Source organism: Sphingomonas sp. HMP6, assembly GCF_013374095.1.
GTDB lineage: Bacteria > Pseudomonadota > Alphaproteobacteria > Sphingomonadales > Sphingomonadaceae > Sphingomonas.
Genome location: NZ_AP022672.1, coordinates 2,575,599 through 2,599,472, shown reverse-complemented (window position 1 = coordinate 2,599,472; position 23,874 = coordinate 2,575,599). Strand labels below are relative to the sequence as shown.

The following is a 23,874-nucleotide window of genomic DNA, read 5'->3' as shown; positions in this document are numbered from 1 at the left end:
GCGAGTTGACAATATAAAGTGTCCAGATAAAGTGACACTCGAAGAAGACCCGATGATCGGGTGGTCGCGGTAGGGGAAGCTCGGTGGAAACACTGGCGGTAGTGTTGGAGGCTCCGGAGCGGCTGGCGCTTCGCGCACTTTCGCTCACCGCGCTGGGCACTGCCGACGTGCTGATCGAGGTCGCGCATAGCGGCATCAGTTCAGGCACCGAAAAGCTTCTCTGGTCGGGCAAGATGCCGACCTTCCCCGGCATGGGTTATCCGCTGGTGCCGGGCTACGAATCGGTCGGCCGAATCGTCGATGCCGGTGCCGAAGTGCGCGGGCGGATCGGCGAGTGGGTCTTCGTTCCCGGTGCGAATTGTTACGAAGGCGCGCGTGGCCTGTTCGGTGGTACGGCGCAGCGGGTCGTGATGCCCTCGGCACGGGCTTTGCCGGTCGCCGAATCGCTTGGCCGCGACGGCATTCTGACCGCGCTTGCCGCCACTGCCTATCACGCGGTCGTCGGTGGCAAGGTGCCCGATCTGGTGATCGGCCACGGCATCGTCGGCCGGCTGGTCGCGCGGATCGCCGTCGCGCTGGGTGCGCCCGCGCCGACTGTGTGGGAAACCAATGCCGATCGCCGCGACGGCACCGGCTATGCGGTGATCGACCCAGCTACGGACGAACGCCGCGATTATGCGACGATCTGCGACGCCAGCGGCGCGCCCGAGATCCTCGACATGCTCGTGCCGCGGCTCAGCAAGGGCGGCGAGATCGTGCTGGCGGGTTTCTACGATCGGCTGAGCTTCGCGTTTCCGCCCGCCTTCATGCGCGAAGCACGGATGCGCATTTCCGCCGAATTCACCCCCGCCGATGTGGCTGCTACCAATGCGCTGGTCGCATCGGGCGCGCTGCGGCTCGACGGACTGATCAGTCACGTCCGCCCCGCGAGCGAAGCGGCCGACGCCTATCCCGCTGCCTTCGGCGACCCGACTTGCCTGAAAATGGTACTCGATTGGAGTCACGTATGACGATGTTAGATCTCGGCTCGCTGCGCGATGAAGCGCATCAGGAGCCCGATCCCGTCCACACCGGGCCGATCACCAAAGAAACGCAGATCATCGCGATCTACGGCAAGGGCGGCAGCGGCAAATCGTTCGCGCTGGCCAATCTCAGCTACATGATGGCGCAACAAGGCAAGCGCGTGCTGCTGATCGGGTGCGACCCGAAGAGCGACACCACGTCGTTGCTGTTCGGCGGCAAATCGACCCCGACGATCATCGAGACGTCGAGCAAGAAGAAGCTGGCCGGCGAAGAAATCGGCATCGAGGACGTCTGCTTCCAGCGCGACGGCGTGTTCGCGATGGAGCTCGGCGGGCCAGAGGTCGGTCGCGGTTGCGGCGGGCGCGGAATCATCCATGGGTTCGAGACGCTCGAAAAACTGGGCTTCCACGAATGGGGCTTCGACTACGTCCTGCTCGATTTCCTGGGCGACGTGGTGTGCGGCGGCTTCGGCCTGCCGATCGCGCGCGACATGTGCCAGAAGGTGATCGTCGTCGCATCGAACGACCTGCAATCGCTCTATGTTGCCAACAACGTCTGCAAGGCGGTTGAATATTTCCGCAAGATGGGCGGCAATGTCGGTGTCGCCGGCATGATCCTGAACAAGGATGACGGCACTGGCGAGGCGAATGCGTTCGCCGAAGCGGTCGGCATTCCGGTATTGTGTGCGATCCCCGCCAATGAGGATATCCGAAAGAAGAGCGCGAATTACCAGATCATCGGAAAACCCGGTGGCGAATGGGCGTCGTTGTTCGAGGAGCTCGCCGAAAACGTCGCCACCGCCCCGCCGCTGCGCCCCGCGCCGCTCGATCAGGACGGGCTGCTCGGGCTGTTCTCGGCCGATATCACGGGTGCGGATTACTCGCTCAAGCCGGCCAGTCAGGCGGATATGCGCGGCGTCGCCTATGTGACGAAGCCGACCCTCGAAGTCGTGTACGACGCGGTCTGATCGTGGATGTGGACACTCCCCTCCTGAGTTCGGGCCGCGATCGCGACCGGATCGACCTGACGCCTGTTGCGGCTGCGGACGCTGGCGGGTGCGCGAGCGGATCGACGCTGCGCGAGGCGGCGGAGCTGGCGGGCAAGTCCGAAGTTCTGGCGCGCTACGATGCGGATTATCCCAAGGGTCCGCATGATCAGCCGCAATCGATGTGCCCGGCGTTCGGTAGCTTGCGCGTGGGCTTGCGGATGCGCCGCACCGCGACGATCCTGTCGGGCTCGGCGTGCTGCGTGTACGGCCTGACCTTCACCTCGCATTTCTACGGTGCGAAGCGGACGGTCGGCTACGTGCCCTTTTCCTCCGAGACGCTCGTCACCGGCAAATTGTTCGAGGACATTCGCGACGCGGTGCATCAGATCGCCGATCCGGAACTCTACGACACCGTCATCGTCACCAATCTTTGCGTGCCGACCGCATCGGGCGTGCCGCTGCAATTGCTGCCCAAGGAAATCAACGGCGTCCGCATCATCGGCATCGACGTGCCGGGCTTCGGCATTCCGACGCATGCCGAGGCGAAAGACGTCCTTGCCGGCGCAATGTTGAATTATGCGCGGAAAGAGGCCGAGCAAGGCCCGGTCGCCGCGCCGAAAGAACGCCCCGATCGCCCGACGATCACCTTGCTCGGCGAGATGTTCCCGGCGGACCCGCCCGGCATCGGCCTGATGCTCGAACCGCTTGGCCTCGCGGCTGGCCCGGTCGTCCCGACGCGCGAATGGCGGGAACTCTATTCGGCGCTCGATTGCGCGGCCGTCGCCGCGATCCATCCGTTCTACACTGCCTCGGTCCGCGAATTCGAAGCCGCTGGCCGCACCGTCGTCGGATCGGCCCCCGTGGGGCGCGATGGGACTGCGGCCTGGCTCGATGCGATCGGCAAAGCGTGTGGCATCGCGCAAGACAAGGTCGACGCATCGAAGAACAAGTTCCTCCCCGCCATTTCCGCAGCGCTCGCTGCCAAGCCGATTGCCGGGCGGATCACCGTTTCGGGCTATGAAGGTTCCGAATTGCTGGTCGCGCGGCTGCTGATCGAAAGCGGCGCGGAGGTGCCCTATGTCGGGACCGCTTGCCCGCGCACGGTGTGGTCCGATCCCGACCGCGAATGGCTCGAGGCGCATGGTTGCCGCGTGCAATATCGTGCGAGTCTGGAGCAGGACATCGCCGCAATCGCGGAATATGGCCCCGATCTGGCGATCGGCACGACGCCGGTCGTCCAATATGCCAAGCAAAAGGCGATCCCGGCGCTCTATTTCACCAACCTGATCTCGGCGCGGCCGCTGATGGGTCCGGCGGGTGCGGGAAGTCTCGCAATGGTGGTTAATGCAGCCCTCGCCAACCAGCACCGCTTCGACACGATGAAGGCGTTCTTCGAGGGGGTCGGCACTGGCCCGACCGCTGGTGTCTGGGAAACCACGCCGGTCGACCGGCCCGAGTTCAAGGCCAAATACGCCGCCAAGCGCATCGCGGCGGCCAAGGCCGAGGAGCATATCGGCACATGACGCTCATCCTGGATCATGATCGGGCGGGTGGCTATTGGGGCGCGGTTTACGCGTTTACCGCCATCAAGGGCCTGCAGGTCATTATCGATGGCCCGGTCGGCTGCGAGAATCTGCCGGTCACCTCGGTGCTGCATTACACCGACGGACTGCCGCCGCACGAGCTGCCGATCGTCGTGACCGGCCTTGGCGAGCAGGAATTGGGGCGCGATGGCACCGAGGGCGCGATGAAGCGCGCCTGGGCGACGCTCGATCCCGATCTTCCCTCCGTGGTCGTGACCGGATCGATCGCCGAGATGATCGGCGGCGGCGTGACGCCCGAGGGCACCAATATCCAGCGCTTCCTGCCGCGCACGATCGATGAGGATCAGTGGCAATCGGGCGACCGGGCGCTGACCTGGCTGTGGACACAGTTCGGGCCGAAGAAGGTCCCCGCTTTGCGTCCGCTGAAAGACGGCGAAAAGCCCAAGGTCAACATCATCGGGCCGATGTATGGCAGCTTCAACATGCCGTCCGATCTGGCCGAGATCCGCCGCCTGATCGAGGGGATCGGCGCCGAGGTCGGCATGGTCTTCCCGCTCGGCAGTCATCTCGCCGACGTGCGCAAACTCGCCGATGCAGCGGTCAACGTCTGCATGTACCGCGAATTCGGGCGTGGCCTGTGCGAAGCGCTTGAGCGGCCGTATCTGCAAGCGCCGATCGGGCTGCAAAGCACGACGCTGTTCCTGCGCAAGCTGGGCGAACTGACCGGGCTCGACCCCGAACCCTTTATCGAGCGCGAGAAGCACACCACGATCAAGCCGCTGTGGGATCTGTGGCGCTCGGTCACGCAGGATTTCTTCGCGACCGCCAGCTTCGGCATCGTCGCGACCGAAACCTATGCGCGGGGCATTCGCAACTTCCTCGAGAACGACATGGGGCTGCCCTGCACGTTTTCGTTCAACCGCTCCGCCGGGATCAAGCCCGACAATCAGGCGGTGATCGACGCGTTGAAGACCAATCCGCCGCTCATCATGTTCGGCAGCTTCAACGAGCGGATGTACATGGCCGAAGTCGGCGCGCGCGGCGTGTATATCCCGGCGAGCTTCCCCGGCGCGGTGATCCGTCGCCATACCGGCACGCCGTTCATGGGCTATGCCGGGGCGACCTATCTGATCCAGGAAGTGTGCAACGCGCTGTTCGATGCGCTCTTCCACATCATTCCGCTCGCTGGACAGCTCGACAAGGTCGAGCCGACCCCGGCGCGGATCGAACGCGAAGTCGCGTGGGACGATGCCGCCAAGGCCGCCCTCGACGAAGTCGTCGAACGCGAGCCGGTGCTGGTGCGCATTTCTGCCGCCAAGCGCATCCGCGATGCCGCCGAGCGTGGCGCGCGCCGCGCCGGCGAAACACGAGTCACGGCGGAGCGGCTTGCCGGCGCCATTACCGAAAGCCGTGGCGGATGACCGCCCGAGCAAGCTATCTCCGCACGCCTGTGCGGACCAGCCGATCTCCGTGGTGCTCTGCGCTGCGTGGATGCCGCCGAGGGACGCGTGTCGCGCGCCTTATCTCGTCGGTTCGAACGACACAGAAGGAGCGACCGTTATGAGTGACGAAAGAATGGGACCGGGCACCTACCTGACGCCCGATGAAGCGAAGGAGTTTCACAAACTCTTCGTCGTGAGCATGGGCTTTTTCGTGGTGATTGCGCTGGTTGCGCACTTCCTCGTTTGGCAATGGCGCCCCTGGTTCCCCGGCACGCCCGGGTATGAAGCGACGTCGGCCATTTCGGCCCCGGCAACAACCCCGGCCAAAGGCTAAGTAGGAGATACTATCATGTGGAGAATGTGGGTAACTTTCGACCCCCGTCGGGTCCTCACCGCGCTCGCCGTGTTCTTGTTCACGCTGGCGATCCTGATTCACTTCATCCTTTTGAGCACCAACCGGTATAACTGGCTTGAGGCTCCGAACCCCACTGCTCCCGCAGCTGCGGTAGCGGCACCGGCTGCGCCCTAATCGGGCTCGGTCGACAGTAGAAGTCGTACTACCTAACGACGAGGCGGACGTGACCTGATTGGCGCTAAGCGCGCCCAGGTCCGTCCAGTCCTCCAATCTTTCGAAATTTGTCCATCTCGCCGCTGACCGGTGGGGGGGAAGGAGCGGGTCCATGGCACTCTTGAGCTTTGAACGGAAATACCGGGTTAGGGGCGGGACGCTCGTGGGCGGCGATCTGTTCGATTTCTGGATCGGCCCGTTCTATGTCGGCTTTTTCGGGGTCACGACCGCGTTCTTCGCGGGGCTGGGCACGGCGCTGATCTTTTACGGCGCATCGCTCGGACCGACCTGGAACCCGTGGCTCATCAGCATCGCGCCCCCCGATATCAGCTACGGTCTGGCCTTCGCGCCGCTCAAGGCGGGGGGCTTGTGGCAGATCATCACGATCTGCGCGGTCGGGGCGTTCTGCTCCTGGGCGCTGCGCGAGGTCGAGATCTGCCGCAAGCTCGGCATGGGCTATCACGTGCCGATCGCCTTCGGCGTCGCGATCTTCGCCTATGTCAGCCTTGTCGTCGTCCGCCCGATCCTGCTGGGCGCCTGGGGCTTCGGCTTTCCGTACGGCATTTTCAGCCATCTCGATTGGGTGTCGAACACCGGCTACCAATATCTCCACTTCCACTACAACCCGGCGCACATGATCGCCGTCAGCTTCTTCTTCACGACGACGCTGGCGCTCGCGCTGCATGGCGGGCTGGTGCTCTCGGCGGTCAATCCGCGGGAGGGCCCGAATGGAGAATTGGGGGAAGTGAAATCCCCCGAATATGAAGACGCCTTCTTCCGCGATACGATCGGTTATTCGGTCGGCACGCTCGGCATTCACCGTGTCGGCTTGTTCCTCGCGCTTTCGGCGGGCTTCTGGAGCGCCATTTGCATCATCATCAGCGGCCCGCTTTGGACGCGCGGCTGGCCTGAATGGTGGAGCTGGTGGCTCAATCTGCCGATCTGGGCTTGAGAGGACCGCGAATATGGCAAGCTATCAGAACATCTTCACCCAAGTTCAGCTGCGCGCGGCACCCGAAATGGGCCCGCCGATGGCACCTGGGAACTTCGAGCGCACCAATGCGGGTGGCTTCTCCTACCTGATGGGCAAGATCGGCAATGCGCAGATCGGCCCGATCTATCTCGGCTGGCTCGGCAGCTTCTCGCTGGTCTTCGGGCTGATCGCGTTCGAGATCATCGGTCTCAACATGCTCGCATCGGTCAATTGGAGCCCGGTACAGTTCGTCCGCCAGCTCTTCTGGCTGTCGCTCGAGCCGCCGGCGCCTAAATACGGCTTCTCGCCCTTCGTGCCGCTGAACGATGGCGGCTGGTTCATCCTGACCGGCATGTTCTTCAGCGCCTCGGTCTTGCTCTGGTGGTTGCGCACCTATCGCCGCGCGGTCGCGCTCGGCATGGGGACACACGTCTCCTGGGCGTTCCTCAGCGCGATCTGGCTGATGGTGGTGCTCGGCTTCATTCGTCCGATGCTGATGGGGAGCTGGTCGGAGGCGGTGCCCTACGGCATCTTCCCGCATCTCGACTGGACGGCGGCGTTTTCGATCCGTTACGGCAACCTCTTTTACAACCCGTTCCACGCGCTTTCGATCGCTTTCCTCTACGGATCGACGTTGCTTTTCGCGATGCACGGCGCCACGATTCTCGCAGTTGGTCGATACGGCGGCGAGCGTGAGATCGAGCAGATTACCGATCGTGGTACCGCATCCGAACGTGCCGCCTTGTTCTGGCGCTGGACGATGGGTTTCAACGCGACGATGGAATCGATCCACCGTTGGGCCTGGTGGTTCGCGGTGTTGACAACGCTCACGGGCGGGATCGGCATCCTGCTGACGGGCACCGTCGTCGACAATTGGTATCTCTGGGCACAGCAGCATGGCTATGCGCCAGCCTATCCGGATACCGGCGTCGTCGATCCAGCCACTTTGCCGGGAGCACCGCAATGATCCGCGTCGCCACCATCACCTCGTCCCTGACCTGCGGAGTCCTGCTCGTCGCTTTGGGTGGCTGTGAAATCGGCCCGAAGAAGATCGAGCAGACTGGCTACCGCGGAACCGGCGGCGACCAGATCACTGCCACGAAACGCCTGGTCCCCCAGCCGATCCCAACGCCACCCTACGCCCTGCCGGCGGACGGTGGGCCGACCGCGGCGCAAACCTATCAGAATGTGAAGGTTGCGGGCGCGCTCAGCGCCGAACGCTTCAACCATCTGATGGCGTCGATGAACGAATGGGTCGCGCCGAAGACGGGCGACGCCAACAAGATCGGGTGCAATTACTGCCACAATCCCGAGAATATGGCGTCGGACGAAAAATACACCAAGGTCGTCGCGCGGCGGATGTTGCAGATGACCCTCAACATCAACACCAACTGGTCGACGCACGTCAAAGGCACCGGCGTAACCTGCTACACGTGCCACCGCGGCTATGCGGTGCCGCGCAACGTGTGGGCCCGTGCCGACGCGCCCGGCGATTCGATGCGGACGATGGGCAACAAGCACGGGCAGAACACGCCGGTCGCGACCACGGGCTATGCGTCGCTGCCCTATGACAGCTTCTCGTCCTATCTCGGCGCAAACGGCAACATCCGCGTCGCGGGCAAGACGCCGCTGCGCACGGTGCCCGCCGGCGCCTCGATCGCGCGGACCGAAAAGACCTATGGCCTGATGGTCCATATGTCGTCAGCGCTCAACGTGAACTGCACCTTCTGTCACAACACCGATTCGTTCGGCAGCTGGTCGAACAGTCGGCCACAGCGCGTTACCGCCTGGTATGGCATCCGCATGGTGCGCAACGTCAACGAAGCCTATATCACGTCGCTGACGTCAGTCTTCCCGGCGAACCGCAAGGGGCCGCATGGCGACGTGTACAAGGTCAATTGCACGACCTGCCACCAGGGCCTCAACAAGCCGCTGGGTGGAGTCAGCATGTTGCCCGACTATCCGTATCTGCGGAATGCGAAGGTGGTGCCCGCCGTCAATCCGGTGACCGAGGCTCCCGTGCCTCAGGCTGCCGCGACGACCACGGCAGCGGTTGCTCCGGCCGCGGGTGCGGCCGCCGGCGGAAACTGACGCCCGCCCGATACGTCTTTCCGGTCAGGCCGTCGAGGCACGATGAAACTGTTTGAGATCATCGTCGTCCTCCACGTCCTGGCCGGCGCGACCGGACTGATGTGCTTCTGGATCCCGATCGCCGCGCGCAAGGGCGGCGTTTCGCATCGCAAATGGGGCCGGGTCGCAAGCCTAGCGTTCATGGGCGCGGGGACGCTCGCCGTCGCGATGGCGTTGCTGTCGCTATATGGCCCAGAGCAGCGGCTGCCGATGATCACCGATCGCGTGCTGTTCCGCGGTCTGTTCGGCTGGATGATGCTCTACCTCGGCATTTTGACGATCAGCTTTGCCGACTACGGCCTGTCGGTCGTCCGGCATCGCACGAACCGCGCGGGCTTGCGCACGGCGCGGCACCAATTGCTCTTTGCCGCAGTAGCCGTCTCGGCGCTCAACTGTGGCATCTACGGGCTTATGACGGGCGAACCGCTGATGGCGCTGGTTGCGACGATCGGGCTGATCGCGGTTGCCACCCAGCTCTTCTACATCTGGCGGCCGAACGTGGCGCGCGGCGCGCATGTGGCCGAGCATTTCCGATCTTTGCTCGGCATGGGCATCTCGGCGTACACGGCGTTCCTGTCGGTTGGGCTAATCCGGCTGGTACCCGACCATGTCTTCAATCCGCTGATTTGGGCGATTCCCAGCACGGTCGGGGTCGCGCTGATCCTTGCCTTCACCCTGAAGGGGCGCAAGGCAGGCCCCAGCGGCCGCGCACCGCAGATCCGTTAGGTCGCCCAGCGAAAGGCGCGCTGCAGCTCGGCGGTGATGTCACGGTCAAAGCCTTTGCCATGCGACAGGATGATTCGCTGCGGTGCCCAGCGCAAAATGTGCGCCAGCGCATCGCGCGCGCGATCGCGGTGGCCGCGTGCGGCCATGCGCACATCGAGCGAGGTTTGCCCACCCGGGCCGGTGGAGCCACCGATGCGCAAGACCGTGCGGAGGAAGGGATTGGGAATCCGCTCGGCTTCGAAATTCTGCACCAGATCGGTCACGATCAGCGTGGCGCTGGGGCGGTGGAAAAAGAGCGTTTCGACGAAACCGCCGAGATCGACATGCAGTTGCTCCAGATCGTCGCGCCAGCCCGAGGACGCCGCGTCGCCAAGCGGGATCGGGCGATCGGGCAGCGGCGGTAGCTTCGCGATGACGTCGGGCGAGACATGGCACGCCGCGGCCGGATAGGCGGCGGCCCAGTCGGCGATATGGCTGTAATGGAAACTGTTGGGCGCGACGATCCACGTCACATCGCCCAGAGCGTCGATTCGTTTGCCGAGATCGGGCGCATATTCTGTCGGTGAATGGAGCCATAGCGCTTCACCAATCCGCACGACCGTCATCCGTGTCGGGCAGGGCAGCTTCAGCCCGGCAAAGCGGTACGAAATCTCAGGGCCGTCGACGACCCAGAGATTGTCGGCGACCGCGATCGGCTCCGCCTGGGGCAGATACGGGAGGTAACCCGGCGGGCGCAACGAACGGGTTTCGTCGCGCCGCCGACCGTGTCGGTTATGCCGCCATCGCGCGCCGCGCGAGCGCGCATTGCGACCAGATTTCGGAAAGCGCCGTCACCAGCCGGTCGACATCGCCGTCGGTATGCACCGGCGAGGGCGTGATGCGCAGCCGCTCGGTCCCCATCGGCACGGTCGGGTAATTGATCGGCTGGACGTAAATGCCGTGATGCTCAAGCAGCCAGTCGCTGATCATTTTGCACTTGTGGGCATCGCCGACCATGATCGGAATGATGTGGCTCGGATTGTCGAGCGTCGGGATGCCCATCATGTCGAGCCGACGGCGGACATGCGCAACGCGCTCCTGGTGCTGGGTGCGCTCGGCACTGCTCGTTTTCAGATGGCGAATGCTGGCGCAGGCACCGGCGGCGATCGCTGGCGGCAGCGCCGTTGAGAAGATGAAGCCGCTGGCGAAGCTGCGCACGAAGTCACAAAGAGCGGCGGAGGCAGCGATATAACCGCCCATCACGCCGAACGCCTTGCCGAGCGTGCCCTCGATCACATCGATCCGGTCCATCAGCCCTTCGCGCTCGGCGACGCCGCCGCCGCGTGGGCCGTACAGCCCGACGCCGTGCACTTCGTCGATATAGGACAGTGCGCCATGCTTCTCGCAAACGTCGAGGATCTCGGCGATCGGCGCGATGTCACCGTCCATCGAATAGACGCTTTCGAACGCGACCAGCTTGGGGCGGCCCGGCTCGATCGTGGCGAGCAGCCGGTCGAGATCCTCGGGGTCGTTATGCTTGAAGCGCAGGCATTGCGCACGGCTGTGGCGAATGCCCTCAATCATCGAGGCATGGTTGAGCGCGTCCGACAGGACGACGCAGTTCGGCATCCGCGACGCGAGCGTACCGAGTGCCGCCCAGTTCGAAACATAGCCCGAGGTGAACAGCAGCGCCGATTCCTTGCCGTGCAGATCGGCGAGTTCGGCCTCGAGCTGGACGTGCTGGTGCGTGGTGCCGGAGATGTTGCGGGTGCCCCCGGCACCCGCGCCGCAGGAATCGAGCGTTTCGTGCATCGCGGCGAGGACGGACGGGTGTTGCCCCATGCCGAGATAATCGTTCGAGCACCAAACAGTGACATCGTTGATGTTGCCCTCGACATGGTGCCGCGCGCGCGGAAAGGCACCGGCGCGGCGTTCGAGTTCGGCGAAGATCCGGTAACGGCCATCGTCCTTGAGCGTCGTGAGCTCGGTCTGAAAAAACGACTGATAGTCCATTACTCTACCCTCCCGATATTCTATTCGGCTACGACCGGTTTTACCGGCTGCGCCTGCGTTTTTTTGGTGGATGAAGCCCACGTCCACATCTTGGCATCTCGCATGGGCAACACAAGGAACAAATGCTCGACGACGCCGAGCGCCGCCAGCCCCGCGAGCAAGGTCGCGGTGGCGGCCGCACCGCTATTGGCGGGCGAGGCTTCGGCGGCGAACCACGACCAGATCGTGATCGCGACCCAGCCCGTAACCGCGAACGGAAACAACGGGTTCATCGCGCGCACGCGGAAATAGCTCTTGAGATAGGCGAGGTGTTCCGGGAACACTTCGTCGCTCAAATTGGGCACGCCCAGATACAGGTTGAACTTGGCGCTGAGCCGTAACACGAACAGCAGCAAGAAGGTGAGCGGCGCCGCCTGATTGGCCTGGCCCCAGCATAAAGCGAACAGCACTACCGCGTTGATCGCAATCGATATTTCGTGATGGATCACGGTGTTGGTCGCGAGCTTCAACCGCGTCCAGCCGACCGCGTCGGGTGGGCAGGGTGCCTTGTTGGGCCCCGCCACGAAACCCATCAGGAAGCCCATCTCGTGCCATCCCCACATGACGATGGCTGCGCCGAAGCCAATATAGGATCCGACCCAGGTCGCATCGCCAGCACTTTGCCAGACGGCACCGAGCGCGATCAATGCGGCCACGCCGGCGAGCCTGAAGCTGGTCGCGAACGTGTCGCGCGAACGACTGTCGAGCCAGACGACCGCCGCCGTCCCGACGAACCACATCACCAGGGCAAAGATGAGCGGCGGAACGGTCACCAGACCGGCACCAGCCGGATCTGTGCGGGCAACGCGTTGCTGACCACCGGGTGGAAATAGAGCCGCGCAAAATTGACCCCGGCCGCAGCGATCAGTCCGATCTTCTTCAGTCCCCCGATCACGCCGCCCTGCGCCTTCGCCGCGTCGATCGCGAGTGCAGTCTTGCGCATCCGCTCGAGCCCGGCACGGAATGCCGGGCTGTCGGTGTCGAGCGTCATCGGGAACACCTGCTTGGTGATTTCCGAACAGACGCGGAAGACCTGGAAATCATAATCCTTCGGATCGATGCCCAGCGCCTTGTGGAATTGCGGGCGATTGTGATCGCGCACGTACATTGTCGCATAGACCGCCACCAGGAAGAAGCGGACCCACAATGTGTTGTGGCCGCTCAGCAGCTTGGGGTCGTTGCGCATCAGCAGCGCGAATGCCTCGCCGTGGCGGAACTCATCGTTGCACCACTCCTCGAACCAATTGAAGATCGGATGGAAGCGCAGCTCCGGGTGGCGCGCGAGGTGCCGGTAGATCGTGATGTAGCGCGCATAGCCGATCTTCTCGGACAGATAGGTCGCATAGAAGATGAATTTCGGCCGGAAATAGGTGTATTTCTTGGTCTTGGTCAGGAAGCTGAGATCGACGCCGATATCGGCATCCTTCAGCGTGTCGTTGATGAAGCCGGCATGGCGGCTCTCGTCGCGGCTCATCAGGCGGAAAAGCTGCTTGATGTCGGGGTTCTTCGCGCGCTTCTGGATCTCGGCGTACAGGATGCAGCCCGAGAATTCGGCGGTCAACGAGCTCACCAGGAAATCGATGAACTCCTCACGCAGGCCGTCTGGCAGGCTTTCGATCACGCCGTCGAACTGGTTGGTGCGCTTGAAATGCAGCTTGTTGGGGTCGGCCACCATTTCGGCGATCAACTTGTCCCATTCGGCGCGCACCGGGGTAACGTCAATCTTGTCCATCGCCACGAAATCGGTGGTGTAGAAACGCGGCGAGAGAACGGTGTTCTCGCGCGCGATCGCCATCGTGTCGGGCGCTGCCTTGATCTTTGTGACGGCGTTCATGCGGTCCTCCGGGGCGTAAAGCTGACTTCGTACAATTCGGTCATTTCGAAATGACCGGCGAATTTGGTCCACAGCCGCTCGATCGCGGTCGCGCGTTCCACCGTTGCGGTGCGGTTGAACACCGCGCTCTCGCCGAAACCGACGACGATCGGGTCGCCATGCACGCGCACTTTGTCGCCCGGGAAGATCGGCACGCCATCGGCAAGTTCGACATGCGCGTGGAAATGCTCGTCGCTATGCTCCACCTCGATCCGGCAGGGCGTATCGAAGCGCGTGCGGGCGAGCGCGAGCATTAGCTGCGCGCTCCACCAGCTGCAGGGGACGCCGCGATCGGTGCGACAGGGCGCGCTTCGGGCCGCATCAGCAAATCGACGAAGGTGGCGCGGTTGGTCGATCCGAACGCGTTCAGTTCGATCGAGCGGCCCGTCACAGTGTCGGTCAGCGACAATTGACGATCGGTCCACAGCGTGAGCGTGAAGGGTGCGTCGGCGCCCACGCCGTTCATCCGCCGCTCGCGTGCGAGCCCGCGCATGACGCCGCGGATAAAGCCGCTATTGCTTCCGCGCTCTAACATCAGTGCGGTCTGGCCGGTGCCGACATCCTGAATCTCGACCGCGCCATCCGGGCGATCGCTGAAGCGCAGGTTGCGCGTCTTGACGATCTGCGCATGCTCCGCCGCACGCAGTAGGGCTGGTGACGCGGTCGGCGGAACTTGCGCGATGCGCATGATGCTGGTCGCGGTGATCGCCATCGCGACCAGCGCGCCGGCCATGATCAGCGCGCCACGCGGGACGTCGACGTGATCGCTGTGGGTCGTGTTCATGCGGCTTCTGCCTGCTCGGTCACCGCGCTCATGCGGCTTGCTGCTTCAATCGGGACGACGCGGCCGTCGGTCTGGATCGTTAGGCAAGCGCGCGCCAGCATCGTCGCCACCGCCTGAATATCCGGGACGGCGCGCAGCATCGGCTGCGGCTCGCTGACGTGCCAGGGGCGCGCGTGCGGCCACAAGGCGACATAGCCGAGCCGTTGCTGGCTGGTCAGCTTGATCGCCAGATCGCCGGTGCCTTCCATCCGCTCGCGCAAATCCACATTGCCGATGATGTTAAGCGGCAGGTTGATGCACTTGGGCAGCGCGATCCCGATTCGCAGCACGATACGCCGATCGGTCAGGGTGTAGATGGTCGCGCGCGCCGTGGCCCAGGCGAGCAGGTGCAGCAACCCAACACCAATCACCGCGCCGGCCACCGTGATCGCCACGCCCGAGAGATCGGCCAGGCCGGTAACGCCGTGCCAGACGGCATTGGCCAGGGCGAACGCGGTTAGCGCCGCGAAATATCCGGTGATCAGCCGCGTGTGGAACGCTGTGCGAGCGAGCACCCGCCAGTTCGGTGATCCCTGCCAGATGATAGTCTCACCCTTTGGCAGCAGACCGGGCAGGCCCGGGATCGGCTCCGATTCATATTCGGTTCTCATATCAGCGGCTCCGAGCGGGCTGGGGTAGCGTAGAGATAGCCGCCACCGAAATAGGCCTGGACACGTTCTTCCTCATACAGCGTGATGACGCCAGTCCCTTCGATCGCGGGCGCGTCCGAAAACTGCGCGGCGGTGACGGCGTCGACCGTAATCCTGCTCTTTGAACGGGCGATCGTGGCCATCGTCATGGGCGCGAGCACATGGCGCCCGCCTGCAATCTCGACTTCGAGATAGCGGATCAGGCGATCCGCTTTGTCGACCCAGACTTCGCTGACGGTGCCGGCGACCTCGCCGTCACAACCGACTACTGTGTAGCCGCGCGGATCGGCGTCCTGGCGGGCGATGAAGAAGCCTGCGGCGGCGCTCAGCGGCACGATCCGCGCATGGCCTTCCCAGTCGAGATCGGGCTGCTTGGCGCGTTCTGCCCAGGCAGCGGGGCCGACGCCGTCGACCAGCGGGTTGCCGGTCGGTTCGATCGGAGCACCTGGGAACCAGTCGGACTTGCGCGCGCCCGGCACAGTAACCGGCTCGCGGCCCTTGGTCGGCGCGCTGACGGTGCCATGGCCGAAGGGCAGCTTGAAGAATTTGGTGGGGGCAGTGGACAGCATCCCGCCCTCGCTCTCGATTCGGCCGGTCAGCTCATGTTCGAGCGGATAGCCCTCGCGGCGATCCTCGCGGCGCAGGTAAAACACCAGTCCCACGAAGAAGAGAAAGAACGCGTTCAGTACGACTAAAGCGACGTCGATCCCGTTGGTCAGTTGCAGGTTCATGACACTATCCTTCGCATTCCATCAAATGGGAAATTCGGTGAGGCCGAAACGCAGCGTGGGTTTATTCTCGCGAACGCGAACCAATGGCCCCAGCGCCACCAGCGTCGCCAACAACAACACGATCTCTACACAGTACACAAAGGCATAGCCGGTGGTCGGCACGGCGAGCGTCGTCCCCAGATCGTGCGCCACCGCCGCCGCCGAGATCAGGTCGCGCGCGAAGGCGCCAATGGCGATGGCGATGCCGCCACAGGTCGCCTGCACCGCGCCCCAGGCACCAAGCGCGAGGCCGGTCCGGCCCTCGTCCGAAATACCCATCGCCGCCGTCAGCGTGCCGACCGAAAACAGCCCGCCGCCAAAGCCGATGATGATCGCGCCGACCGCGAGGAGCGGTGCCGACCCGATCGGTCCGGCGAACAGCACGCACAGGAACGCGCCGATCCCGGCGGTCGCGCCGAAGCCGGCGAGCCGGTTGGGCTCGCCGCCGCGACCCAAGGCGCGCGCGGCGAGCCCGAAGCCGGTCAGCATGCCCATCGCCCACAAGGCGGTGAGCGAAGTCGTCGCGCCGACCGAAAGACCCAGGATCTGGCCGCCATAGGGTTCCAGCAGAACGTCCTGCATGCTGAATGCCGCCGAGCCGAGCCCGACCGCGACCAACAGCCGCAGCGTCTTGGGCTGGGCGATGAAGTGCCGCCACGTATCGCGAAATGCCGGTCGTGCGTCGCGCGGCGTCATCGCGCCGCGATTGCGCGCCTCCTGCTTCCACAAGGCGACGACGTTGAGGATCACCGTCATCACCGCGACGGTCGACACGATCTGGACCAGCCGGGTCGCCGAGAAATCAGTCAGGAGCTGGCCGATGATCAGCGCGCTGATCATCATACCGAGCAGCAGCATGACATAGAGCAAGGCGACGACGCGGGGCCGGTTCTCCGCGGTCGCCAGATCGGTCGCGAGCGCGAGGCCGGCGGTCTGCGTCGTGTGCATGCCGGCGCCGATGAACAGGAAACCAAGCGCGGCGGCGATCTGGCCGAACATCGGTGAACCCTGGCCGCCACCGGACATGACGAGCAAAGCGAAGGGCAGGATCGCGAAGCCGCCGAACTGCAGCATCGTGCCGAACCAGATATAGGGAACGCGCTTCCACCCGAGCAGCGAATTGTGATGGTCGGATTTGAAGCCGACCAGCGCACGCAGCGGCGCGAACAGCAAGGGTAGCGAGACCATCGCGGCGACCACCGAGGCCGACATGCCGAGTTCGACGATCATCACGCGGTTGAGCGTGCCGGTCAGCAGGACCGCCGCCATGCCGACCGAAACCTGAAACAGCGAGAGCCTGAGCAAGCGGCTGAGCGGCAATTCCTTGGTCGCAACATCGGCGAAGGGCAGGAACGCGGTGCCGAGCCGGTTCCAGAACGCGCCGGTCTTCAGCGCCTCCGCACCGACCGCCGCAACCGCCCGCTCGGGCTTCGCGGGACGCGCGAGCGATGCCCTGAGCGAGGCCAGATAGAGGTCACGATCGGCAGCGGTGCTCACGCGGTCAATACCTCCAAAGCGTGGCTCGTGTAGAAGCCGCCCGACACCTTGCGGTCACGGCCCAGCTGCGCCGTCGGCATGGCATTGCGGACTAACGTGCGGATCAAGCGCTCACGCACCGGGATGATCGCGGGGGAGCGATCGCTGCGCGGGAACAGCCGACCCATGCCGAGCGCCGCCATCAGCAGCGGCGTCTGCGGCGCGAACGTGAACACCATCGATCCGCTGGTCCGGTCGGACAGGCCGCGCAGCACCGCGACGATGTCGAACGCCTTGTAATGAATGAGCGAATCCATCGCCACGACATGGTCGAAGCGACCGAGCGCGGGATCGAGCATGTCGCCGACGCGCCAATCGATGTTGAGACCTTTCGGCGCGCGCTTGCGGGCGATGTCGACGAGGCTGCCGGCGACATCGATCGCAACGACTTCGGCGCCGCGCTCAGCCGCTTCCACCGCCAGCGCACCGGTACCGCAGCCGGCATCGAGCAAGCGTAGGCCCGTCATGTCGGCGGGCAGCCACGACAGCAACGTGTCGCGCATTTCGGTGCGGCCCTTGCGCACCGTCGCGCGGACCCCGCTGACCGGCGCATCCGAGGTCAGTTGTTCCCACGCCTTGCTCGCGGTCTTGTCGAAATAGGTTTCGAGGTTCCCGCGGAACCGGTCGTAGGTCTGCGTCGTCATCTCACTCGAACCCCAGGAACTCGAAAATCTCGCGGTCCTTCATCGGCTGCGCATCGAGCGGCTCACACCCGGCCCACATTTGCGCAGCGAGGCGTTTGTATTCGAGGCACGCGGCATCGACCGCGGGCGAGGAGGGCATTTCGAACAGTGTGCATTTCTTGAGGCGCGAGCGGCGAATCTCGTCGAGATCGGGGAAGTGTGCGAGGCGCTTCAGGCCCGTCGCGGCGTTGAAGCGATCGATCTCGTCGCACGCCGCGGAACGGTTGGCGATCACGCCCGCCATCCGCACGTCGTAATTCTTCGACTTGGCCTTGATCGCCGCGACGATGCGATTCATTGCGAAGATGCTGTCGAAATCATTGGCGGCGACGACAACGGCGCGCTCGGCATGTTGCAAGGGTGCGGCAAACCCGCCGCACACCACGTCACCCAGCACGTCGAAGATCACGACGTCGGTTTCTTCGAGCAAATGGTGCTGCTTGAGCAATTTGACGGTCTGCCCAACGACATAGCCGCCACAGCCGGTGCCGGCCGGCGGACCGCCCGCCTCGACGCACATCACGCCGTTATAGCCCTCGAACATATAATCTTCGGGGCGAAGCTCCTCCGCGTGAAACTCGACCGTTTCGAGCACGTCGATCACGGTCGGCATAAGCTTCTTCGTTAGCGTGAACGTGCTGTCATGCTTCGGGTCGCAGCCAATCTGCAGGACGCGCTTGCCAAGCAGCGAGAAGGCGGCGGACAGGTTGGACGAGGTGGTCGATTTGCCGATCCCGCCCTTGCCGTACACCGCGAACACCTTGGCGTTGCCGATCCGGTCATTGGGGTCGAGGCCGACCTGGAGAGAGCCTTCGCCGTCTAAGCCGCGGACTGGTGGGTCGAGAAGTGCCATGTCGTGTTTCCTTTATGCCGCGACCGCGACGATACCCTCGAGGCGATCCTCGAGTTCGTCACTGGCAGCATGGAGTGCGGCGAGCGTCGCCGCGTCGGGGGACCAGTATTTGCGTTCGGATGCTTCGATCAGGCGGTTGGCGACGCGCGCCGCCGCCTTGGGGTTGAGCGCGGCGATCCGCTCGCGCATTTCGGCGTCGAGCACATAGGTTTCGCCGATCCGCTGATAGACCCATGGGTCGACTTCGCCGGTCGTCGCCGACCAGCCCATCGTCGTGGTGACGCTGCCTTCGATCTGGCGAACGCCTTCGTAGCCGTGGCGTAGCAGGCTTTCGGTCCACACCGGATTGAGGATGCGCGTGCGCGTTTCAAGCGCGACTTGCTCTTGTAGCGAGCGGACCTTGCCGACGCCCTGCGTCTGGTCGCCGATATAGACCGGCGCAGTCTGACCACCCTTGGCGCGGGTGACGGCGCGGCTGATGCCGCCCAGCGTATCGACATATTGATCGATGCTGGTGATGCCGAGTTCGACGCTTTCGAGGTTCTGATAGGCGCAATCGACCGTCTTTAGCGCAGCGGCCAACACCGCGGCCTGGCGGACTGGGGCACCCTTTACGCCATAAGCGAAACCCTTTTGGCGTTCGAAACTGTCGGCGAGTTCGTCGGGGTCGGTCCATGCGCCGGTGTCGATCATCAGATTGACGTTGGCGCCGTAAGCGCCCTCGGCATTGGAGAAGACGCGCAGCGCAGCGGTTTCGATGTCGCAGCCTTGTTCGGCGCTGTGCGACAACGCGTGGCGGCGGATGAAATTCTGTTCGATCGGCTCGTCGGCCTGCGCCGCCAGCAAGGCGGCCTGCGCCAGCATCCGCGTCTGCAGCGGCAGCAAATCGCGGAACACGCCCGACAGCGTGACGACGACATCGATCCGCGGGCGACCTAGTTCCTCAAGGCTGACCAGCTCTGCGCCCGCCAGCCGGTTATAGCTGTCGAAACGCGGCCGTGCGCCCATCAGCGCCATCGCCTGGGCGATCTGCGCGCCTTCGCTCTTCAAATTGTCGGTGCCCCACAACACCATCGCCACCGTTTCGGGCAAATGACCCGAGTCGGCGAGGTTGCGGTCGATCAGCCGCTGTGCCTGCTGCGCGCCATCCTTGACGGCATAAGCCGACGGGATGCGGAAGGGGTCGAAGCCGTGGATATTGCGCCCGGTCGGCAGGATCTCAGGGCTGCGCAGCAAATCGCCGCCGGTCACGGGGCGGATGTAGCGGCCCGAAAGTGCGAGCATGAGGCCATCGATCTCGCCATTGGTCGCGAGCGCGGCGTTGAGCGCGGCCATGTCCTTCAGGAGCGGCGTGTCGGCTTTGATCATGCCGTCGACCAAAGCGACGATCGTGTCGTGCGGCAGCTTTTCGCCGCGCGCATCGGAGGAGGCGGCGATCATGTCGATCCGCTCGTCGCGCGTGGCCGCTTCGCCTGCGATGTGCAGCCCTTGCGGGATCAGTTCGCGCTCGATTTCGTACAGTTTGGCGGCGAGTGCGGTCACGTCGCTGCCGTCGAGATCGACCGCCTCGGCTTGATCCGCGATCAGTTCGGCGAGATCGCGTGCTTCGTCGCTTTCGGGCGTGGTCACACGCCAGCGCTCGACCGACGCTTTCAGCGCGGCGAGGCCCTTGTAGACACCCGAATTGGTGAGCGCAGGGGTGAGATACGACACCAAAGTCGCGCCGGAGCGCCGCTTGGCGAGCACGCCTTCCGACGGGTTGTTGGCGGCATAGAGATAGATGTTGGGCAAATCGCCGATCAGCCGATCGGGCCAGCACTCCGCGCTCAGGCCCGATTGTTTGCCGGGCATGAATTCGAGGCTGCCATGCGTGCCGAAATGCAACACGGCGTGCGCGCGGAAATCCTCGCGCAGCCAGCGGTAGAAAGCGGCAAAGGCATGCGTCGGGGCAAAGCGGCCCTCGAACAGCAAGCGCATCGGATCGCCTTCATAGCCGAGCGCGGGCTGCAGCCCGACGAAGACATTGCCGAATTGCGCGCCCAGGATCTGCACCGACGTGCCATCCGATTGCAGCTTGCCGGGGGCGGGACCCCAGCTTGCCTCGATCTCGTTCAGCCAGGTTTCGCGCGCGACGATCTGGTCGGCGCTGACCTTGGCATGGACATTGGCCTCGGTGCCGAAGCGGGCGGCATTGCCGTGCAGGATCGACTCGCGCAGCGCATCGACCGAGGCAGGAACCTCGACGCGGTAGCCTTCGCGATCGAGCCGCTGGAGCGTCGCGTGGAGCGAGGCGAACACGCTGAGGAACTGCGCAGTGCCCGCAGCACCCGCATTGGGCGGGAAGTTGAACAGGACGACCGCGACGCGCTTCTCGGCATTTTCCGCGCGGCGCAGCGCGACGATCTTGGTGACGCGCGCGGCAAGCATTTCGGCGCGTTCGGCGCAACTGTGCATCGCGCGAATTTCGCTTGCCGCCGGGAATTGGCACTTGCGGCTGCACCCGGTGCAGGGCGTGTCGGATCCGTCCGAACGCCCGCCGAACACCATCGGTACGGTGCCGCCGTCGAGCTCGGGAATCGCGATCATCATCGTCGATTCGAGCGGGAGCAGACCTTGGCGGTTTGCGCCCCAGGCTTGCAGCGTCTGGAATTCAACCGGGTGCGCCGCGATGTAGGGCACGTCGAGCTTGGCCAGCATTTCCTCGGCAGCGGCGGTGTCGTTATAGGCCGGGCCGCCGACCATGCTGAACCCGGTCAGATTCACCACCGCATCGACGATGGGAACCCCGTCGCGCAGGAACAGCGCTTCGATCGCGGGACGCCCGTCGAGCCCACCGGCAAACGCCGGGATTACGTTCAGCCCACGTGCCTCCATCGCGGCGATTACGCCGTCATAATGGCCGGCGTCCTTGGCCAGCACATAGGAGCGCAGCATCAGCAGACCGACCGTGCCCTTGGCATCGTGGCGGCGCGGCAGTTCGGTCGCGGTATGTGCGATGCGCTCGGGAAGCGCGGCGTGATAAACGCCGACTTCGGGATAGTCGCGCGGGGCCTCGGCCTTCATCGTGCCGCGCAGCGCGCGGCGCGGGCCGTCGGCATAGCGATCGACCAGGCCGCGAACCATGTCGACGACATTGTCGTCCGACGCGGCAAGCCAGTACTGCATCGTCAGGAAATAGGCGCGCACGTCCTGTGCCGCGCCGGGGATGAAGCGTAGCATCTTGGGCAAGCGGCGCAGCATTGCCATCTGCTTCGCGCCGCCGCTGGCACCGGGCTTCGGGCTCCCGCGCAGCTTCTTCATCAGCGCCATCACGCCGGTGGCGGGCTTGTCCATGCGGTAATCGCCCATCCGCGTGAGCTTCACGACATCGCCTGCCGACATCAGCCCGATCATCGCGTCGCACGCATCCTGGCGCGCCTGGAGCTGCGGCAGAACCGCCTGGATATGGTCCTCAAGAAACAGCATCGTCGCCAGCACGATATCGCCGCGCGCGATGTCGGCGCGGGCGGCGGCCAGCGTCTCGGGTTTTTCCTCCCAATCGGCGGCGGCGTGGAAGCCGATCGTCACGCCGGGATTTTCGCGTGACAAGCGCTCCTGCGCGCGCAGCACCGCGCCCGACAGATGATTGTCGAGCGTCACGATGACGACGCGGACCGGGGTGGGGGCGGGGATGGTCGCGCTACCGGGCATAATGCGCCTTCGCGTCATAGAGGGTGTCGAGCGTGATCGCGGCAAGGCCTTGCTCGGCGGCATAACGCTCGGTGTTTCGCCGCGCTTTCCCTCGCACGAAGAACGGGATTTTCATCAGCTCTTTCTCCGCCTCGGCCGACCAGCCGCTCGCCGCGACGAGCGCATCATGCACGGGTTCGAGGACCGGCACGTCCACATCGGCGGGCGCTTCTGGCGTGGGTGTGTGACTGGATGCCGGGGCCGATGACCCGTGACCGAGATGCGACGCGCCTGCGCCATCCGAAAATTCGAAATCGTCGCGGAACATCGTCAGCAGATGTTCCTCCAGCCCCATCACCAGCGGATGGACCCAGGTGTCGAACAGCACGTTCGCGCCTTCAAAACCCATTTGTGGCGAATACCGTGCCGGGAAATCCTGCACGTGCACCGGCGCGGAAATTACCGCGCACGGGATGCGCAGGCGTTTGGCGATGTGCCGCTCCATTTGCGTGCCGAGCACGAGTTCGGGCTGGAGCTTGGCGATCGCATCTTCGACTTCGAGATAGTCGTCAGTGATCAGCGGCTCGAGCCCGTAGAGCTTGGCGGCGTCGCGGATTTCGCGGGCGAATTCGCGATTGTAGCAGCCGAGGCCGACGACATCGAAACCGAGTTCATCGCGGGCGACGCGGGCGGCGGCGACGGCGTGGGTCGCATCACCAAAGATGAAGACGCGCTTGGCGGTCAGATACGTCGAATCGACCGAGCGGCTCCACCACGGGAGGCGCGAGTCGTCCAGTACGGCGGCAGGGTCGACGCCAGCGAGCGCGGCGACTTCGGCGATGAAATCGCAGGTCGCGCCGTGGCCGATCGGGATCGTGCGCACCGTCTTCTGCCCGAATGTCTTGTCGAGCCAGCGGCACGCCGTATCGGCGATTTCGGGGTAGAGGCAGATGTTGAAATCGGCCGCACCCAGCCGCGCGAGATCGGCCGGGCTGGCACCGAGCGGCGCGGTCACGTTGATGTCGATGCCGAGCGTGCCGAGCAGGCGGGTGATTTCTACAATGTCGTCGCGGTGGCGGAAGCCCAACGCGGTCGGGCCGAGCAGATTGACGCTGGGGCGACGGCCTTCGCGGGCCGCCGGGCGGACATCCTTGTCGGCCAGCTTGCGGACCAGTTGGTAAAACGTCTCCGCAGCGCCCCAATTTTCCTTGCGCTGATAGCTCGGCAGTTCGAGCGCGACGACCGGGATCGGCAAGCGCATCGCTTCGGCCAGACCCGAGGGATCGTCCTGGATCAGCTCGGCGGTGCAGGACGCGCCGACCAGCATCGCTTGCGGCTTGAAGCGTTCGAATGCCTCGCGCGCGGCACTCTGGAAAAGTTCGGCGGTGTCCTTGCCGAGATCGCGCGCCTGGAAGGTGGTGTAGGTGACCGGGGGACGCTTGCCGCGCCGTTCAATCATCGTGAACAGCAGATCGGCATAGGTGTCGCCCTGCGGCGCGTGGAGCACGTAATGCACGCCCTCCATCGCGGTCGCGATCCGCATTGCCCCGACATGGGGTGGTCCTTCATAGGTCCAGACGGTGAGTTGCATC

The 23,874-nt window shown here is 64.5% G+C and carries 23 protein-coding genes; 10 read left to right on the top strand and 13 right to left on the bottom strand.

What is annotated here, in order from left to right; all coding sequences use genetic code 11:
* The first annotated feature begins 83 nt into the window (after positions 1-83).
* The 10 genes from bchC to HMP06_RS12575 all read left to right on the top strand — a co-directional run bounded on the left by bchC (position 84) and on the right by HMP06_RS12575 (position 9,394).
* Positions 84-1,010, top strand: coding sequence for a chlorophyll synthesis pathway protein BchC (gene bchC, locus HMP06_RS12620; protein WP_176497388.1), 927 nt, complete (start codon positions 84-86; stop codon positions 1,008-1,010).
* A complete protein-coding gene (locus tag HMP06_RS12615; protein WP_176497387.1) occupies positions 1,007-1,990 on the top strand; it encodes a chlorophyllide a reductase iron protein subunit X in 984 nt (327 codons plus the stop codon). Before bchC ends, HMP06_RS12615 begins: the two co-directional genes overlap by 4 nt.
* 8 nt (positions 1,991-1,998) lie before the next feature.
* The gene (gene bchY / locus HMP06_RS12610; protein ID WP_443026484.1) at positions 1,999-3,534 is read left to right on the top strand and encodes a chlorophyllide a reductase subunit Y; all 1,536 of its coding nucleotides are present in this window, start codon (positions 1,999-2,001) and stop codon (positions 3,532-3,534) included.
* A complete protein-coding gene (gene bchZ / locus HMP06_RS12605) occupies positions 3,531-4,976 on the top strand; it encodes a chlorophyllide a reductase subunit Z (RefSeq protein WP_176497386.1) in 1,446 nt (481 codons plus the stop codon). The genes bchY and bchZ overlap by 4 nt, the downstream gene beginning before the upstream one ends.
* A gap of 139 nt (positions 4,977-5,115) precedes the next feature.
* The gene (pufB, locus tag HMP06_RS12600; protein WP_176497385.1) at positions 5,116-5,331 is read left to right on the top strand and encodes a light-harvesting antenna LH1, beta subunit; all 216 of its coding nucleotides are present in this window, start codon (positions 5,116-5,118) and stop codon (positions 5,329-5,331) included.
* 15 nt (positions 5,332-5,346) lie between these two features.
* A complete protein-coding gene (gene pufA, locus HMP06_RS12595) occupies positions 5,347-5,526 on the top strand; it encodes a light-harvesting antenna LH1, alpha subunit (RefSeq protein ID WP_176497384.1) in 180 nt (59 codons plus the stop codon).
* Positions 5,527-5,677: 151 nt separating this feature from the next.
* Positions 5,678-6,517: a photosynthetic reaction center subunit L gene (gene pufL / locus HMP06_RS12590; protein ID WP_176497383.1), complete on the top strand. Its 840-nt coding sequence runs from the start codon at positions 5,678-5,680 to the stop codon at positions 6,515-6,517.
* A gap of 13 nt (positions 6,518-6,530) precedes the next feature.
* On the top strand, positions 6,531-7,505 hold the full coding sequence (gene pufM / locus HMP06_RS12585; RefSeq protein WP_176497382.1) for a photosynthetic reaction center subunit M: 975 nt from the start codon (positions 6,531-6,533) through the stop codon (positions 7,503-7,505).
* The gene (gene pufC, locus HMP06_RS12580) at positions 7,502-8,629 is read left to right on the top strand and encodes a photosynthetic reaction center cytochrome PufC (protein WP_176497381.1); all 1,128 of its coding nucleotides are present in this window, start codon (positions 7,502-7,504) and stop codon (positions 8,627-8,629) included. The genes pufM and pufC overlap by 4 nt, the downstream gene beginning before the upstream one ends.
* Positions 8,630-8,671: 42 nt before the next feature.
* Positions 8,672-9,394 carry a hypothetical protein gene (locus tag HMP06_RS12575; RefSeq protein WP_176497380.1) on the top strand — a complete coding sequence of 241 codons (723 nt, stop codon included), beginning with the start codon at positions 8,672-8,674 and terminating at the stop codon, positions 9,392-9,394.
* On the opposite strand, the gene HMP06_RS12570 is transcribed toward HMP06_RS12575, so the two are convergent.
* From HMP06_RS12570 to bchB, 13 genes are read right to left on the bottom strand one after another with little or no spacing between them, the layout of a single operon-like run.
* Positions 9,391-10,131 carry a DUF4336 domain-containing protein gene (locus tag HMP06_RS12570; protein WP_176497379.1) on the bottom strand — a complete coding sequence of 247 codons (741 nt, stop codon included), beginning with the start codon at positions 10,129-10,131 and terminating at the stop codon, positions 9,391-9,393. The genes HMP06_RS12575 and HMP06_RS12570 overlap by 4 nt on opposite strands.
* A gap of 34 nt (positions 10,132-10,165) precedes the next feature.
* The gene (gene hemA / locus HMP06_RS12565; protein ID WP_176497378.1) at positions 10,166-11,386 is read right to left on the bottom strand and encodes a 5-aminolevulinate synthase; all 1,221 of its coding nucleotides are present in this window, start codon (positions 11,384-11,386) and stop codon (positions 10,166-10,168) included.
* Between the two features lie 20 nt (positions 11,387-11,406).
* Positions 11,407-12,198 carry a putative photosynthetic complex assembly protein PuhE gene (gene puhE, locus HMP06_RS12560; RefSeq protein ID WP_176497377.1) on the bottom strand — a complete coding sequence of 264 codons (792 nt, stop codon included), beginning with the start codon at positions 12,196-12,198 and terminating at the stop codon, positions 11,407-11,409.
* Complete coding sequence (gene acsF, locus HMP06_RS12555; RefSeq protein ID WP_176497376.1) at positions 12,195-13,259, bottom strand: magnesium-protoporphyrin IX monomethyl ester (oxidative) cyclase; 1,065 nt, start codon at positions 13,257-13,259, stop codon at positions 12,195-12,197. The genes puhE and acsF overlap by 4 nt, the downstream gene beginning before the upstream one ends.
* Positions 13,256-13,552: a hypothetical protein gene (locus tag HMP06_RS12550; RefSeq protein ID WP_176497375.1), complete on the bottom strand. Its 297-nt coding sequence runs from the start codon at positions 13,550-13,552 to the stop codon at positions 13,256-13,258. Before HMP06_RS12550 ends, acsF begins: the two co-directional genes overlap by 4 nt.
* Positions 13,552-14,082, bottom strand: a complete 531-nt coding sequence (gene puhC, locus HMP06_RS12545) for a photosynthetic complex assembly protein PuhC (RefSeq protein WP_176497374.1) — start codon at positions 14,080-14,082, stop codon at positions 13,552-13,554. The genes HMP06_RS12550 and puhC overlap by 1 nt, the downstream gene beginning before the upstream one ends.
* Positions 14,079-14,732 carry a photosynthetic complex putative assembly protein PuhB gene (puhB, locus tag HMP06_RS12540; protein ID WP_176497373.1) on the bottom strand — a complete coding sequence of 218 codons (654 nt, stop codon included), beginning with the start codon at positions 14,730-14,732 and terminating at the stop codon, positions 14,079-14,081. The genes puhC and puhB overlap by 4 nt, the downstream gene beginning before the upstream one ends.
* Entirely contained in the window at positions 14,729-15,502 is a 774-nt protein-coding gene (gene puhA, locus HMP06_RS12535; RefSeq protein ID WP_176497372.1) for a photosynthetic reaction center subunit H, read from the bottom strand. Before puhA ends, puhB begins: the two co-directional genes overlap by 4 nt.
* A 21-nt stretch (positions 15,503-15,523) precedes the next feature.
* Positions 15,524-17,038, bottom strand: coding sequence for a BCD family MFS transporter (locus HMP06_RS12530; protein WP_197940686.1), 1,515 nt, complete (start codon positions 17,036-17,038; stop codon positions 15,524-15,526).
* Complete coding sequence (bchM, locus tag HMP06_RS12525; RefSeq protein ID WP_176497371.1) at positions 17,035-17,721, bottom strand: magnesium protoporphyrin IX methyltransferase; 687 nt, start codon at positions 17,719-17,721, stop codon at positions 17,035-17,037. The genes HMP06_RS12530 and bchM overlap by 4 nt, the downstream gene beginning before the upstream one ends.
* A gap of 1 nt (position 17,722) precedes the next feature.
* Positions 17,723-18,613 carry a ferredoxin:protochlorophyllide reductase (ATP-dependent) iron-sulfur ATP-binding protein gene (gene bchL / locus HMP06_RS12520; RefSeq protein WP_176497370.1) on the bottom strand — a complete coding sequence of 297 codons (891 nt, stop codon included), beginning with the start codon at positions 18,611-18,613 and terminating at the stop codon, positions 17,723-17,725.
* A gap of 12 nt (positions 18,614-18,625) precedes the next feature.
* Entirely contained in the window at positions 18,626-22,303 is a 3,678-nt protein-coding gene (locus tag HMP06_RS12515) for a magnesium chelatase subunit H (protein ID WP_176497369.1), read from the bottom strand.
* On the bottom strand, positions 22,293-23,873 hold the full coding sequence (gene bchB / locus HMP06_RS12510) for a ferredoxin:protochlorophyllide reductase (ATP-dependent) subunit B (protein WP_176497368.1): 1,581 nt from the start codon (positions 23,871-23,873) through the stop codon (positions 22,293-22,295). Before bchB ends, HMP06_RS12515 begins: the two co-directional genes overlap by 11 nt.
* Between the last annotated feature and the right edge of the window lies 1 nt (position 23,874).

Bases quoted from the DNA above. Each gene is read 5' to 3' on its own strand.
- HMP06_RS12615 (WP_176497387.1), top strand. From the start codon at position 1,007: ATGACGATGTTAGATCTCGGCTCGCTGCGCGATGAAGCGCATCAGGAG.
- bchZ (WP_176497386.1), top strand. From the start codon at position 3,531: ATGACGCTCATCCTGGATCATGATCGGGCGGGTGGCTATTGGGGCGCG.
- pufB (WP_176497385.1), top strand. From the start codon at position 5,116: ATGAGTGACGAAAGAATGGGACCGGGCACCTACCTGACGCCCGATGAA.
- pufA (WP_176497384.1), top strand. From the start codon at position 5,347: ATGTGGAGAATGTGGGTAACTTTCGACCCCCGTCGGGTCCTCACCGCG.
- pufL (WP_176497383.1), top strand. From the start codon at position 5,678: ATGGCACTCTTGAGCTTTGAACGGAAATACCGGGTTAGGGGCGGGACG.
- pufM (WP_176497382.1), top strand. From the start codon at position 6,531: ATGGCAAGCTATCAGAACATCTTCACCCAAGTTCAGCTGCGCGCGGCA.
- pufC (WP_176497381.1), top strand. From the start codon at position 7,502: ATGATCCGCGTCGCCACCATCACCTCGTCCCTGACCTGCGGAGTCCTG.
- HMP06_RS12575 (WP_176497380.1), top strand. From the start codon at position 8,672: ATGAAACTGTTTGAGATCATCGTCGTCCTCCACGTCCTGGCCGGCGCG.
- hemA (WP_176497378.1), bottom strand. From the start codon at position 11,386: ATGGACTATCAGTCGTTTTTTCAGACCGAGCTCACGACGCTCAAGGAC.
- acsF (WP_176497376.1), bottom strand. From the start codon at position 13,259: ATGAACGCCGTCACAAAGATCAAGGCAGCGCCCGACACGATGGCGATC.
- HMP06_RS12550 (WP_176497375.1), bottom strand. From the start codon at position 13,552: ATGCTCGCGCTCGCCCGCACGCGCTTCGATACGCCCTGCCGGATCGAG.
- puhC (WP_176497374.1), bottom strand. From the start codon at position 14,082: ATGAACACGACCCACAGCGATCACGTCGACGTCCCGCGTGGCGCGCTG.
- puhB (WP_176497373.1), bottom strand. From the start codon at position 14,732: ATGAGAACCGAATATGAATCGGAGCCGATCCCGGGCCTGCCCGGTCTG.
- puhA (WP_176497372.1), bottom strand. From the start codon at position 15,502: ATGAACCTGCAACTGACCAACGGGATCGACGTCGCTTTAGTCGTACTG.
- bchM (WP_176497371.1), bottom strand. From the start codon at position 17,721: ATGACGACGCAGACCTACGACCGGTTCCGCGGGAACCTCGAAACCTAT.
- bchL (WP_176497370.1), bottom strand. From the start codon at position 18,613: ATGGCACTTCTCGACCCACCAGTCCGCGGCTTAGACGGCGAAGGCTCT.
- HMP06_RS12515 (WP_176497369.1), bottom strand. From the start codon at position 22,303: ATGCCCGGTAGCGCGACCATCCCCGCCCCCACCCCGGTCCGCGTCGTC.
- bchB (WP_176497368.1), bottom strand. From the start codon at position 23,873: ATGCAACTCACCGTCTGGACCTATGAAGGACCACCCCATGTCGGGGCA.